This window comes from Mesorhizobium sp. M0802 (assembly GCF_040320115.1).
Lineage (GTDB): Bacteria > Pseudomonadota > Alphaproteobacteria > Rhizobiales > Rhizobiaceae > Mesorhizobium.
Window position 1 is genome coordinate 12,972 of record NZ_JAMYOY010000003.1, and the last position, 12,468, is coordinate 25,439.

A 12,468-nucleotide genomic window follows, 5' to 3' on the forward strand; every position below is an offset into this window, starting at 1 on the left:
CCGGAATTGCGTAAGAACAAAGAGATCGAGCGGATCGCAGTTTCCGTGAAACGGTGAAACGCTCTGGCCGGCCGAAGAGCCAGGTTACGGGGAAAATTGCTTCAGATAGGCGATGACGTTGGCGACGTCCTCGTCCTTCTTGAGGCCGGGAAACGCCATCTTCGTCCCTTTGACCATTGCCTTGGGGTCGTGAAGATACGTCGTCAGTGTCGGCTCATCCCATTTGACGCCGGATGTGCCGGCCGCGATCATGGCTTCGGAATATTTAAAATCCGGATGCGTGCCGGCCGTCCGGCCGATAACGCCATGCAACGAAGGGCCTATCTTGTTGGTGTCTTGGTCTGCGACGTGGCAGACCTTGCATTTGGTGAAGACCTTCTCGCCCGCCGCGGCGTCCTGTGCCCGCGATGGATTGGCGATGAAAGTTGCAACGGAAACGACGGCGAAAAACGCAACCAAGCGCATGGCATTCCTCCCTGATCGTCAAATTTTCCTCAGACGGTCTGCACATGCCGGTAGCACCAGCATGCGCCCTGCACGGCAGAATAGATTCTCCGCTCCTCCCCAGATGGAATTGCGCTACCTGTGTACCACAGAATCTGGCCGGTAGGTAGAACAGGTCGACCGTACAAAGGTTCAGGTGGGCTGCGGTGGCTCAAGGCACATCCGCCACAACGAAAAAGGCCGCCTCGAGGGCGGCCTTTTCTGATCTTGTCGTCAGGCGCTTATTCGGCGTCCTTGGCGGCCTTCTTCTTCGGGGCTGCCTTCTTCTTCGGCTCTTCCGCGTCGTCGGCCTTTTCAGCCTTGTCGGCCTTCTTGGCAGCGGCCTTCTTCGCCGGCTTGGCCTTGGCGGTATCGCCCTCTTCGTCGTCAGCCATCAGCTCTTCCTTGCTGACCTTGACGTCGGTGACCGAGATCTGGCTGAGCAGATGGTCGACGACCTTCTCCTCGAACATCGGCGCGCGCAGCGTGTTCAGGGCTTCCGGATTGCTGCGATAGAACTCGAAGGCTTCCTGCTGCTGGTTGGCCGGGTAGCGGCGCACCTGCTCGAACAGGCCGCGCTGCAGTTCCTCGTCGGAAACGGTGACGCCGGCCTTCTCGCCGATCTCGGCCAAAACCAGGCCGAGACGCACGCGGCGCTCGGCAAGCCGCAGATATTCGGCGCGTGCCTCTTCTTCCGTCGTCTCCTCGTCGGCGAAGGTACGGCCGGCGGCTTCGAGATCGCGGTTGACCTGGGTCCAGATGTTGTTGAACTCGGCATCGACGAGCTTCGACGGCGCCTCGAACGAATAGGCCGCGTCAAGCTGGTCGAGCAGCTGGCGCTTGACCTTCTGGCGGGTCATCGAACCGAACTGGTTCTCGATCTGGCCGCGCACCACGTCGCGCAGGCGCTCCAGCGATTCCAAGCCGAGGTTCTTGGCCATCTCGTCGTTGATTTCCAGCGCGCCGGGCTTGGACACTTCCTTGACGGTGACGTCGAAGGTGGCTTCCTTGCCGGCCAGATGCGCTGCCTGGTAGTTTTCCGGGAAAGTGACGGTGACCTGCTTCTCGTCGCCGGCCTTGGCGCCGATCAGTTGGTCCTCGAAGCCCGGAATGAATTCCTTGGACCCCAGAACCAGCGGCTGGTCGGTGCCGGCGCCGCCGGAAAAGGCCTCGCCGTCGATCTTGCCGACATAGTCGATCGAAACGCGATCGCCTTCGGCGGCCTTGCCGGTCTTCGGCTCGAAGCTTCGCGCCGATTCGGCAACGCGCTGGACCTGCTCGTCGATCTCGCTGTCCGGCACTTCGAATACCTGGCGCGTCACCTTGATGTCGGAGAAATCCTTGATCTCGATCGCCGGGATGACCTCGTAGTTGAGGCGGAATTCGAAGTCGGCGCCGCCGGCCAGGATCTTCTCGGCCTCTTTCTCGTCTTCCGTCATGATCACTTCAGGCTGCATGGCGGCCTTTTCGCCGCGCCCCGTGATGATCGAACGGGTCGAATCGTTGAGGATTTCGTTGACCACTTCGGCCATGAACGACTTGCCGTAGACCTTGCGCAAATGCTGCACAGGCACCTTGCCGGGACGGAAGCCGTTGATGCGGACCTTGTTCCTGGCGTCGGACAGCCGCGCCATCAGCTTGGCTTCCATATCACCGGCCGGCACGGTGATCTTGATCTCGCGCTTGAGACCGGAGTTGAGCGTTTCGGTGACCTGCATCGTAAAACCTTTATCTTCACCAAAGAGGCTGCCACGGCGTCTTGCCGTTCACAGCCTGCCGGTACAATCTTGCCGGGAATGGCTTTTGGTACGGAACCTGGCGATTTGACCGAAATTACGGCTCAAATTGTTCCAAACTGCGTTCCAAGATGTGAATAAGTTCTTGTTTTTCCTACTTCTTATCACATTCTGCAGAAGCGGATCGGCGCGTCCCGTCACATTTGACACGCCTTTTGTCACAGGCGAGGCCAATTTTCAACCATCTTCGCGTTGCAGCGAATTGACGCCATTTTCGCCCCGACATTGACAGAATGATGGCTACATGGGATTGCCGACAAATGCGGATGTGGCGGAACTGGTAGACGCCCTGGATTTAGGTTCCAGTGCCGAAAGGCGTGGGGGTTCGAGTCCCTTCATCCGCACCACCCTTCGCTCTATCGAGCTTCGGGTGGCAGGCCACCCAGGAGCTTGATAAAGCGAAGGGTGTCCTCCGAAGCCGTGGCGTAGGAGGACTGGCGGCGACGGCCTACACTTCAAACACTTGACCGGTAAACCACTCCGCCAATTTCGCCAGCTCCGGCCCCAGCACCCGGTCGGCGTCGACCGGCGGCACGATCTTCCTGATATCCGCGACAAAATCCTGCAATGCCGGCGGCGCGGCGCGTTCAGTCACGTACAGGGCCTGCGAGGCGATCATGGCCAGCATCGCCATTGCCGCATCGAGGCAGCGGCCGGCCGTCGCTTCCTTGGTCCAGGCGAAGAATGCGGTGGTGGCGACGTCGTCCTGGCCGGCGCCGGCCGATTCGGTGCCCGGAATGAAGGTGCGCTGCGCCGCGAGCTTGGCCTGTTCGAGATAGCCGGTGATCGCCATCGGGACATAGCCGACATTGCCGTGGCCATCGCTGTCGGCCCAATGCCGCCCGGTCATCAACAGATCGGGCAGCAGCGACACCTTGCCGTTCAGCAGCTTTGAGGCGTGGCGGTCGCAAAGCAGGCAGAGATCGGCCCAGATCGCCGCCAGATCGTCCAATGCCGGTGTCGCCATGGCATTGTGGTAGCCGCCGGTGGAGATGCAGCGTCCCAGCGGATGCGCATCGTCGGGCGGGATATAGACCGGATTGTCCGAGATCGAGGCCAGCGACACGGTCGCCGCCTGCTCGGCGCCCGCCAGCGCCCGATGCGCATGGCCGAGCACGCGCGGCACGATGCGGTAGCTGACCGGCGCCTGATAGTTGCGCCGGCCGTCGCCGGCGCCAACCAGGTATTGCCGCAACCCTTGCAAGGCGGCCGCTTCGTGCGCGTCGCCCCACAGCCCGTCGAGCGCGGCATCATAATGCTCGAGCGGCGCACGAAAGGCTTCGATCGACAGCGCAAACACCTTGTGCGCCATCGCGACGCGACGGCGTGCGGCAAGTGCTGCGTCCGCCACAAGGGCGGCAGCGCAGGGCGAGCCGTTGATCAGCGAGCCCCGCTCCTTCACTTCGAGCTCCAGGCCAGCGGTAAGCGCGGCAAACAGCGGATAGAGCGCCAGGATCTCGCCGGCGCCGCCCTGCCCCTGCGACGACACCACCGGCATCGGTCCACCGTCGAGCATCGCCGCAACGGCTAGCGCGATGCGCGGCGTGGTGGCGGCATTGCCTTCGATGAAATTGGTCAGCCGTGCCAGCACGATCGCCCTGACCACGCGCTCGGGCAACGGCTCCCCGAAGGATGTGGCGGCGGCAAAAGCCTTGATGCGCGCATGGCGGTCGCGCTCGTCAAGTTCGAGCTTGCGGCTTGCCAGCTCGCCCATGGCGGTGGTGACGCCGTAGATGACCGGCGGCGGATCGGACTCAATGAGTTTCAGGAACGAGGCGCGGCATTCGGCAATGCGTTGCAAGGCCTTGTCGCCGATTTCGACCGTGTCGTTTCTCCAGGCGACGCGCAAAACGGCATGGAGATTGATATCTTCGCGCGTCGTCACCGTAATCGGCATTGTCTTCGCCCGTCTGGTTTGCATGAGGGCGGAGCGATCGATCGTTGCCGAAATCCATGCCCTGGGTAATGTCTTCTAGTAGAGCGGTTCCTCAAACAATGTCTTGTCGCCGTCCATCAGCCCCTTGATCTGCGCCTCGCCACTGGCGGCGAGCGCGATGCGCACGCCGAATGGCCGCACCCGCATGTCGTTCTGGATCGCCATGCCCTGGCCCTCAGGTAGGTAGAAGCGGTCGATGCCGTATTGCGGTGCGATCGTGGATTCAGGATCAAGCGTCCAGCCCGGCGCGACCTGGCCGACAATATCGGCTTCGTCGGCGGTCGCTGGCGTCGGAGACTTGCCGAACCAGGCCGTGGTCGCATGCCAATAGCCCTCGGCACCCGGCTTCAGCCGGACCACGATCGGCGTGTTCTCGCTCACGAGCTGGCCGGCCGGGATGTTGGCGATCAGCTTCACCGGCAAGCGCGATATTTCATAGTCGAGGATAATATAGTCGCCGCGCAGCAGATCGCGCGGATCGACCGGCTCGACTTTCAGCAAGACCTCCTTGCCGTTGCGCAGGATCGCCGCGCGGCCGGCGATGATCCAGCTCAGGAAGCCGATCTGGACGAGCGCCAGGACCAGCGCCGAGATGACAAGTTTCTTTCCCGACATCATGCTGCCGCTCCTTCCGGGGCCTTCATGCGTTTTTCCACACGGATGATGACGAGAGCCAGGGTGCCGAAAAGCACCGCGGCAGCCAGGAAGAAGCCGGCCGTGCCGAGCATCGTCTGCAAGGTCACGACGTAGATAATGGCAAGTTCGAAGGCAAAGCCGGCATAAGCAACCCAGCGCAGCCCCCTGCTCTCGCGCCCGCCCAGCATGATCGCCGCGGCAATGCCGGCCAGCGCGATGACCGACGCAATGGCAAAGCCGTTGCTGAAGGCGTTGTCATCGCCCAGTTCGATCTGCATCATCGCCAGCCCGGTGAGAAAGCCGATCAAGGCGTGCAAAGGCAACCGCCCGCCGAGCTGCAAGATCCGGTCGGCCGGCCCGGCGGCGAAGATCGAAACCGCAAACAGCAGCGCCGACACCACGACGAGAGGAATCGCCAGGGCGAGCGTGTTCTGGTCCAGGCCGCGCACCGCGATATAGAAAATGACCGAGAGAATGATCAAGTGGCGTGCCGGCTGGCTACGCGTCCAGAACGAGACGACAAAAAGCACCGGCGCCATGATAACGAAGAAATCCGGAAATACGGGGCGGTCATAAAAGTCGAATGCGCGCACGAACAGCCAGGCAACGGATATGCCGACGGCAGCGACCGTCAGCGGGTTCGAGCGCAACGCCACCGCGGCAAATGCCGTGCCGATGCCCCAGGTGACGATGGCCGAGGCTTCGTCACCCGTGAGATGGTACATCTGGCCGATCAGCGCGATCGATCCGCCGAAGGCCGCGGCGGCCACGATCCACAGCGCCTCGCCGATCGCCGCATGGTCGCGCATCTTCAACACCGCGCCGCCGACATAGCCGGCGAGAATGACGGCAAACAGTGCCGCGACCCGCACCAGCCGTGGGATGGCGTCCCAGTTGGCGGCGACGAAGAGCAGGATCGCGGCGCCGAACAGCAGCGCCGCCATCATGGCCAATATAGTGCCGAAGCTCAGCGATTTGCGCTCGTTGGCGTCGATGTCGCGCTTAAGCGCATCGGCCGTCTTTGCGTCGATCAGGCCAGCCTGCAGCCACCGCCCGATATCGGCCCTCGCCCGCGACGAATAGCTCGCCATGCCGCTTCTCCCCCAGATTGGTCTTTCTGACAGCCGATCCGCTCAAATCGTTGACGCAACGTCATTTTCCGATTCGGGTTTCTTCATGACGAAGCGTGAATGCGCGTTAATGTTGCATTGCACAATTTGCATTGCTGCCATGCGCCAACAGCACTTTTAAATCGATATAACCCAGCCTATTTACTGTTCGTACACAAACGGAATGATCCGAAGAAAGACGAAACGAGCACTACCATGAACCTGATCCGCAACTACCGCAACTGGCGCCGCTACCGGGACACCGTCTCCGAGCTGAGCCGCCTGTCGAACCGTGAACTGACCGACCTCGGCATCAGCCGCAGCGACATCCACTACGTCGCCCGCAAGGCGGTCTAATCCTCTTCGGATCGCAAATGGTCCGAACCAGTTTTGAAAAAGAGAACGACAATGAACCTGATCCGCAACTATCGTAACTGGCGCGTTTACCGCGACACCGTTACCGAGCTGGGTCGCCTTTCGAACCGTCAGCTCCATGATCTCGGCATCGTCCGTGACGAGATCAAGATCATCGCCCGCAGGGCGACGATCTAACAAGAATTTCGCCAGGGTCGACCTCCTCCCCGACCCTGACGGATACGGTCAGCCTTCACCTCCTCCCGAGGGTTGACCACCAAAACGGCGCCCGCCGCACCTCCTCCCGCGGCGGGCGCTGTTTCCAAACCGAACGCAGTTCGTCTCCAAAGTGAACGCAGTTCGTCTTCCAGGGATTTCGCCTCCCTCGATCCGGCGAAAAGAATTTCGTCAAAGCCGACCTCCTCCCCGGCGATGACGAATACGGCCGATCCCCACCTCCTCCCGAGGATCGGCCCCAAAAACGACACCCGCCGCACCTCCTCCCGCGGCGGGTGTTGTTGTTTTTGGGCAGGCTTTTCAATTGCGCATGCAGTCGATCGAGGCGCTTTACGCCGCCATCAGAGCGTCGCCGCGGACATAAGAAAGTCGAGCTCCGTCGTTGCACGACAATGACCCACGCGTGCAGCCGGCCAATTGCAAACAGCGCGCCAAGCGATTATTCCGGCGCTCATGAGCAAAAATCCAATCCACATCGTCGGCGGCGGCCTTGCCGGCTCCGAAGCCGCCTGGCAGGCAGCACAAGCCGGTGTTCCCGTCATTTTGCATGAGATGCGCCCGGTTCGCGGCACCGATGCGCACAAGACCGATGGGCTGGCCGAACTCGTCTGTTCCAATTCCTTCCGCTCCGACGATGCCGAGAACAATGCCGTCGGCCTGCTGCATGCCGAAATGCGGCTGGCCGGCTCGCTGATCATGAGTGCTGGCGACGCCAACCAGGTGCCGGCCGGCGGCGCGCTGGCCGTCGATCGCGACGGCTTCTCCGACGCGGTGACGAAGAAGCTCGAAGCCCACCCGCTGATCACCATCCAGCGCGAGGAAGTGCCGGGCCTGCCGCCGGCGGAGTGGGACCAGGCGATCATCGCCACGGGACCGCTGACCGCGCCGTCGCTCGCCCAGTCGATTGCCGAGGCAACCGGCGCCGACGCGCTGGCCTTCTTCGACGCCATCGCCCCGATCATCCATTTCGACACGATCGACATGGACACCTGCTGGTTCCAGTCGCGCTACGACAAGGTTGGGCCCGGCGGCACCGGCAAGGACTACATCAATTGCCCGATGGACAAGGACCAGTATCTCGCCTTCGTACAGGCGCTGGTCGACGGCCAGAAGACCGAATTCAAGCAGTGGGAAGGCACGCCCTATTTCGACGGCTGCCTGCCGATCGAAATCATGGCCGAGCGCGGCGTTGAGACGCTGCGCTACGGGCCGATGAAGCCGATGGGGCTGACCAATGCCCACAATCCGACGGTAAAAGCCTATGCCGTGGTGCAGCTGCGCCAGGACAATGCGCTGGGCACGCTCTACAACATGGTCGGTTTCCAGACCAAGCTGAAGCATGCCGAGCAGGTGCGCGTCTTCCGCACCATTCCGGGCCTGGAAAACGCCGAGTTCGCCCGTCTCGGCGGCCTGCACCGCAACACCTACATCAATTCGCCGACCTTGCTCGACGCCTCGCTGCAGCTGAAGTCGCGGCCGGGCCTGCGCTTTGCCGGCCAGATCACCGGCTGCGAGGGCTATGTCGAGAGCGCGGCGATCGGCCTGCTCGCCGGCCGCTTCGCCGCCGCCGAGCGGCTCGGCCACGCGCCATCGCTGCCACCGCTCACCACCGCCTTCGGCGCCTTGCTCAACCACATCACCGGCGGCCACATCGTTTCCGACGACGAGCTGGGCAAACGCTCGTTCCAGCCGATGAACGTCAATTTCGGCCTGTTCCCGCCGGTGGAAGCACCGAAGACCGAAGGCAAACGCCTGCGCGGCAAGGACAAGACGGTGGCCAAGCGCCACGCGATCACCTCACGCGCGCGGGCAGATTGTCGGGAGTGGCTAGGGCTGCCGGCGCAAACATCGGAAGCTGCTGAATAGCCAAGTCTCAGAGTCCTAACGCGATTGACGTTTACGTTAACTCGCTGGCCAACCCCGCGTTGCGCGCCTGAGCAACAGCCAATGCCGGCGCAGAGCCGAAAGCCGGGCTGCGCCACCAAGCGGCGAGCGGCCATTGGCCATCTTGCCGAGATAGGCGCTGGTCAGCGCCAGCGGCAGGAACGCCGGACGCAGCGTTTCCGGAAGTGCGGACGCCCCTTGCTCGAAAGCGCGGAGATGCTCCTGCGCCAATGCAATCATCGCAGCCACCGCGCGCTGAGCGCCGGGGCCGCCGTCGCCGCTGACGAACTCCTCCGGCGACGAGCCGGCCGCGGCAAGGATATCCGCCGGCACGAAGCATTGCCCGCGTCGGCGATGCAGCGGCAACAGCAGCAACAGGCCGGTCATCGCCTGGGCGCAGCCGGCCCTGCCCGCCAGTTCGGCAAAGCGCGGCGCCTCAATGGGATCGAGCACCATCGCCGCCAGCTGGATCAGCGCGGCCGCCGTCTCGCCGCAATATCCCTCGAGATCGGTGCGCGACGGCATCGGATCGTCATAGAGGTCGAAGATGCGGGCCTCGAGCATGTTGCGAAAGGCAGTTTTGGGCAGGCCATGGGCAGAAATCGTCGCCTTCAGCGCATCGGCGAGCGGGTTGCCTGTGGCTGCGGCTTCAGCAGCGATGACATCGCGCCACCATTGCAGCCTCACTTCGCCCGGCAATGCCTCGTGGATGCGGTCTCGGACAGACGCAATCTCGGCATTGAAGGCGTAAAGCGAAAACAGCGCCGCGCGCTTGTTGGCCGGTGCATAGAGTGCGCTGACATAGCGGTCATGGTCGCCGGCGCGCACCGTCTCCATGACGATGTCAGCTGTATCGGTCACGTCAGTCGACGGCGATCAGCGCCGCGGCCACGGCGCGGTCTTCGGCAAGCAGAACATTGTAGGTCCGCACCGCTGCCCCCGTCGACATCGGGTCGGAGCCAATGCCAGCCGCCTTCAGCGCCGCCCGAAGTGCTGCCGGCAAGGGCCGCAAATCCTTGCCTGTGCCGACCAGCAGGATCTCGACCTTGTCGGCCTCGGCCAGCAGCAGGTCGAAATCCGCCGCCGTCAGGGCCAGCGGATCGGCCGGCTCCCAGCCATGGATGCCGGAGGGCAGGCACAGAAGCGAGCCGCGATGCGACATGTCGGCGAAGCGGAAGCCGCCATTGCCGTAGGCTTCGATCGGCGCCCGTCCGGGGAAATGCGCCTCGCGGATGACGATGCCTTTTGCCACCAGCGCAGCCGTCAGGTCGCCATGGCCTTGCCGCCACCAACCGGCTTCTCCTCATCGGCGCTCGCTCCCTGCGGCCTGAGCCTGAACAGGATCAGCAAGGGGGCTGCGATGAAGATCGACGAATAGGTGCCGAAGACGACGCCGAACAGCATCGCCATGGTGAACGAGCGGATCACCTCGCCGCCGAACAACACCAGCGCCAGCAGCGCCAGGATGGTCGTGACCGAGGTCAGCGTCGTTCTCGACAGCGTCTCGTTGATGGCGTTGTTCAACAATTGCGGCAGCGGCATTCGCTTGTATTTTCGCAAATCTTCTCGAACACGGTCATAGACGACGATCGTGTCGTTGAGCGAATAGCCGATAATAGTCAGGATCGCCGCCAGCGAAGACTGGTTGAATTCGAGCCCGGTGATGACGAAGAAGCCCAGCGTCATCACCACATCGTGCACCGTCGCCACGATGGCGCCGACCGCGAACTGCCATTCGAAGCGGAACCAGACATAGACCAGGATGCCGATCAGCGCGATGATCATGGCAATCGTGCCTTGCTTGGCCAGCTCGCCCGAAACGGTGGGACCCACTACCTCGACGCGGCGAAAATCGTAATTGTCCTGGAGCTCGCCGCGCACCTTGTCGATGACGGTCTGCTCGGCGTTCTCGCCGCCATCCTGGGTGCCGACGCGGATCAGCACGTCGTTCGGCGCGCCGAATTGCTGGACCTGCACTTCACCGATGTTTAGCTCCGACAGCCGGCTTCTGATATCGCCAATATCGGCGTCGCCTTGCTTGGACTGCACCTCGATGATCGAGCCGCCCTTGAAGTCGATGCCGTAATTGATGTCGACGGTCATGAACAGCACGACCGAGAGGACAGACAGCAGGCTGGACAGTGCGAAGGTCCAGCGGCGGATGCCCATGAACGGGATTTTCGTGCCGGCCGGAACGAAGGTCACCGGCGCACGCGGCAATTCCTTCGGACGCGCGCGGCGCAGCCAGATCGACACCAGCAGACGGGTGAAGGTGAAGGCGGTGAACACCGTGGTCAGGATGCCGATGGCATAGGTGATGGCGAAGCCCTTCACCGGTCCGGTGCCGAGATAGAACAGCACGACCGTGGCAATCAGCGACGTCACGTTGGAATCCACGATGGTCGCCAACGCCTTGGTGAAGCCTGTGTCGATCGACTGGATGACCGAACGGCCGGCCCGTCGCTCCTCGCGGATGCGCTCATAGATCAGCACGTTGGAATCGACCGCCATGCCGATGGTCAGCACGATACCGGCAATGCCGGGCAAGGTCAGCGTCGCGCCAAGCAGCGACAAAACCCCGACGATCATCGCCACGTGCACGGCGAGCGCAATGTTGGCGAGGAAGCCCAGAAGTCCGTACGCGACGAACATGAAGGCGACGACGAGAATGGAGCCGATGATGCCGGCGACCTTGCCGGCATGGATCGAATCCTGGCCGAGGCCCGGGCCCACCGTGCGTTCTTCGATCACGGTCAGCTTTGCCGGCAACGCACCGGCCCGCAGCAGCACGGCGAGGTCGTTGGCGCTTTCGGCGGTGAAATTGCCTGAAATCTGGCCGCTGCCGCCGAGGATCGGTTCGCGGATCACCGGCGCCGAAATCACCTGATTGTCGAGGATGATGGCGAACGGCTTGCCGACATTCTGCTGGGTCGCCTGGCCGAACCGTGTCGCACCGCGCGAGTTGAAGACGAACGAAACCACCGGCTCGTTGTTTCGGGAATCATAAGTTGCGGTGGCCTTGGCAAGATCCTCGCCGGACACGATGACGCGATTTTCCACCAGATACGGAACCGGCGGATCGTCCTGCGAATAAAGCACCGAGGAGCCTGCCGGCGGGCGGCCGTTCAGCGCATCCTGCACCGACATCGAGGTATCGACCATCTGGAAGGTCATCTTGGCGGTCTGGCCGATGATCTCCTTCAGCCTTTGCGGATCCTGCAGGCCCGGCACCTGGACGAGCACACGATCGTCGCCCTGGCGCTGCACGATCGGCTCGGTAGTGCCCAGTTCGTTGACGCGGCGCTCGACGACTTCGATCGACTGCGCCAATGCGGCCGAGGTGCGGTATTTGATGCCGGCGTCGGTGACGGTGAATTTGAGCAGGCCGGCTTCGGAATCATCCAGGGACATTTCCTGGATGGAGCCGCCGGTGAACAGGCCGGCGGCGACCGGATCGGTCAGCGGCTTAAGCGCCGCCTTGGCGGCATCGATCTGGGTTGGATCGGTGATGCGCACCTGTACGGTCCTGCCGGTGCCGCCAAGGCCGGTATAGGCTATCTTCGCATCACGCAGCAGCGTGCGGATTTCGTCGCGCGTCGTTTCCAGCTGCGCCTTGACCAGATCGTTCTGGTCCATCTGCAAGAGGATGTGCGAACCGCCCTGCAGATCGAGACCAAGCGTCATCTGCCGCTTCGGAACCCAGTTGGGCAATTGCGCCAATGTGCTGGCCGGGAAGAGATTTGGCGCGGCAAGGATGAATGTGACGGCCACGGCGATCCAGATCAGGATCATCTTCAGGCGCGAAAAATACAGCATATGGCGTTGTCCGTCAGGGCGTACTGGCGGATCGTTCCGCCGACAATTCGGTTATTTCTTGGCGTTCTTATTTGCCACCGGCTCGCCCTTAACCCGCACTTCGCCGATTGTCGAGCGCGCTGAGGTCAATTTGGCGCTGCCGCCGGCAGCGGTTTCGGCGTCAATCGCCTCTGTCGGTTCCCATTCTAATTCTGATCACCGCCGGGCGCTATCGTGC

Annotated in this window: 11 protein-coding genes and 1 tRNA gene; 4 read left to right on the forward strand and 8 right to left on the reverse strand. The window is 62.6% G+C overall.

Going from position 1 to position 12,468, the window contains the following annotated elements; all coding sequences use genetic code 11:
- Positions 1-84: 84 nt before the first annotated feature.
- A complete protein-coding gene (locus NKI10_RS05980) occupies positions 85-465 on the reverse strand; it encodes a c-type cytochrome (RefSeq protein WP_023667668.1) in 381 nt (126 codons plus the stop codon).
- A 260-nt stretch (positions 466-725) separates the two neighbouring features.
- Complete coding sequence (tig, locus tag NKI10_RS05985) at positions 726-2,201, reverse strand: trigger factor (protein WP_023681635.1); 1,476 nt, start codon at positions 2,199-2,201, stop codon at positions 726-728.
- A 340-nt stretch (positions 2,202-2,541) separates the two neighbouring features.
- Between tig and NKI10_RS05990 the strand changes: the two genes are divergently transcribed.
- Positions 2,542-2,626 (forward strand) — tRNA-Leu (locus NKI10_RS05990).
- A gap of 101 nt (positions 2,627-2,727) precedes the next feature.
- Here the strand turns inward: NKI10_RS05990 and NKI10_RS05995 are convergent.
- The 3 genes from NKI10_RS05995 to NKI10_RS06005 form a co-directional block, all read right to left on the reverse strand.
- Positions 2,728-4,176, reverse strand: coding sequence for an aromatic amino acid lyase (locus NKI10_RS05995; protein WP_352859136.1), 1,449 nt, complete (start codon positions 4,174-4,176; stop codon positions 2,728-2,730).
- A gap of 75 nt (positions 4,177-4,251) precedes the next feature.
- Positions 4,252-4,833, reverse strand: a complete 582-nt coding sequence (locus tag NKI10_RS06000) for a GDYXXLXY domain-containing protein (RefSeq protein WP_352859138.1) — start codon at positions 4,831-4,833, stop codon at positions 4,252-4,254.
- The gene (locus NKI10_RS06005; protein WP_023739008.1) at positions 4,830-5,942 is read right to left on the reverse strand and encodes a DUF2157 domain-containing protein; all 1,113 of its coding nucleotides are present in this window, start codon (positions 5,940-5,942) and stop codon (positions 4,830-4,832) included. The genes NKI10_RS06000 and NKI10_RS06005 overlap by 4 nt, the downstream gene beginning before the upstream one ends.
- A gap of 234 nt (positions 5,943-6,176) precedes the next feature.
- Here NKI10_RS06005 and NKI10_RS06010 point away from each other — a divergent pair, with 234 nt between their 5' ends.
- The 3 genes from NKI10_RS06010 to trmFO all read left to right on the forward strand — a co-directional run bounded on the left by NKI10_RS06010 (position 6,177) and on the right by trmFO (position 8,417).
- Positions 6,177-6,317, forward strand: coding sequence for a DUF1127 domain-containing protein (locus NKI10_RS06010; RefSeq protein WP_006335194.1), 141 nt, complete (start codon positions 6,177-6,179; stop codon positions 6,315-6,317).
- A 51-nt stretch (positions 6,318-6,368) separates the two neighbouring features.
- The gene (locus NKI10_RS06015; RefSeq protein ID WP_023667673.1) at positions 6,369-6,512 is read left to right on the forward strand and encodes a DUF1127 domain-containing protein; all 144 of its coding nucleotides are present in this window, start codon (positions 6,369-6,371) and stop codon (positions 6,510-6,512) included.
- Positions 6,513-7,004: 492 nt separating this feature from the next.
- Positions 7,005-8,417 (forward strand): methylenetetrahydrofolate--tRNA-(uracil(54)-C(5))-methyltransferase (FADH(2)-oxidizing) TrmFO, encoded by a 1,413-nt coding sequence (gene trmFO / locus NKI10_RS06020; protein ID WP_023830617.1) that lies wholly within the window; start codon positions 7,005-7,007, stop codon positions 8,415-8,417.
- A gap of 36 nt (positions 8,418-8,453) precedes the next feature.
- On the opposite strand, the gene NKI10_RS06025 is transcribed toward trmFO, so the two are convergent.
- The 3 genes from NKI10_RS06025 to secDF are packed head-to-tail and all read right to left on the reverse strand — an operon-like array spanning position 8,454 to position 12,251.
- Positions 8,454-9,272, reverse strand: coding sequence for a phytoene/squalene synthase family protein (locus NKI10_RS06025; RefSeq protein ID WP_023741500.1), 819 nt, complete (start codon positions 9,270-9,272; stop codon positions 8,454-8,456).
- A gap of 25 nt (positions 9,273-9,297) precedes the next feature.
- The gene (locus NKI10_RS06030) at positions 9,298-9,687 is read right to left on the reverse strand and encodes an Mth938-like domain-containing protein (protein ID WP_023667676.1); all 390 of its coding nucleotides are present in this window, start codon (positions 9,685-9,687) and stop codon (positions 9,298-9,300) included.
- 11 nt (positions 9,688-9,698) lie between these two features.
- Entirely contained in the window at positions 9,699-12,251 is a 2,553-nt protein-coding gene (gene secDF, locus NKI10_RS06035; protein WP_023830616.1) for a protein translocase subunit SecDF, read from the reverse strand.
- Positions 12,252-12,468: the final 217 nt, after the last annotated feature.

Excerpts from the sequence above, each read along its gene's own strand:
- NKI10_RS05980 (WP_023667668.1), bottom strand. The coding sequence starts at position 465 with ATGCGCTTGGTTGCGTTTTTCGCCGTCGTTTCCGTTGCAACTTTCATC.
- tig (WP_023681635.1), bottom strand. The coding sequence starts at position 2,201 with ATGCAGGTCACCGAAACGCTCAACTCCGGTCTCAAGCGCGAGATCAAG.
- NKI10_RS05995 (WP_352859136.1), bottom strand. The coding sequence starts at position 4,176 with ATGCCGATTACGGTGACGACGCGCGAAGATATCAATCTCCATGCCGTT.
- NKI10_RS06000 (WP_352859138.1), bottom strand. The coding sequence starts at position 4,833 with ATGATGTCGGGAAAGAAACTTGTCATCTCGGCGCTGGTCCTGGCGCTC.
- NKI10_RS06005 (WP_023739008.1), bottom strand. The coding sequence starts at position 5,942 with ATGGCGAGCTATTCGTCGCGGGCGAGGGCCGATATCGGGCGGTGGCTG.
- NKI10_RS06010 (WP_006335194.1), top strand. The coding sequence starts at position 6,177 with ATGAACCTGATCCGCAACTACCGCAACTGGCGCCGCTACCGGGACACC.
- NKI10_RS06015 (WP_023667673.1), top strand. The coding sequence starts at position 6,369 with ATGAACCTGATCCGCAACTATCGTAACTGGCGCGTTTACCGCGACACC.
- trmFO (WP_023830617.1), top strand. The coding sequence starts at position 7,005 with ATGAGCAAAAATCCAATCCACATCGTCGGCGGCGGCCTTGCCGGCTCC.
- NKI10_RS06025 (WP_023741500.1), bottom strand. The coding sequence starts at position 9,272 with ATGGAGACGGTGCGCGCCGGCGACCATGACCGCTATGTCAGCGCACTC.
- secDF (WP_023830616.1), bottom strand. The coding sequence starts at position 12,251 with ATGCTGTATTTTTCGCGCCTGAAGATGATCCTGATCTGGATCGCCGTG.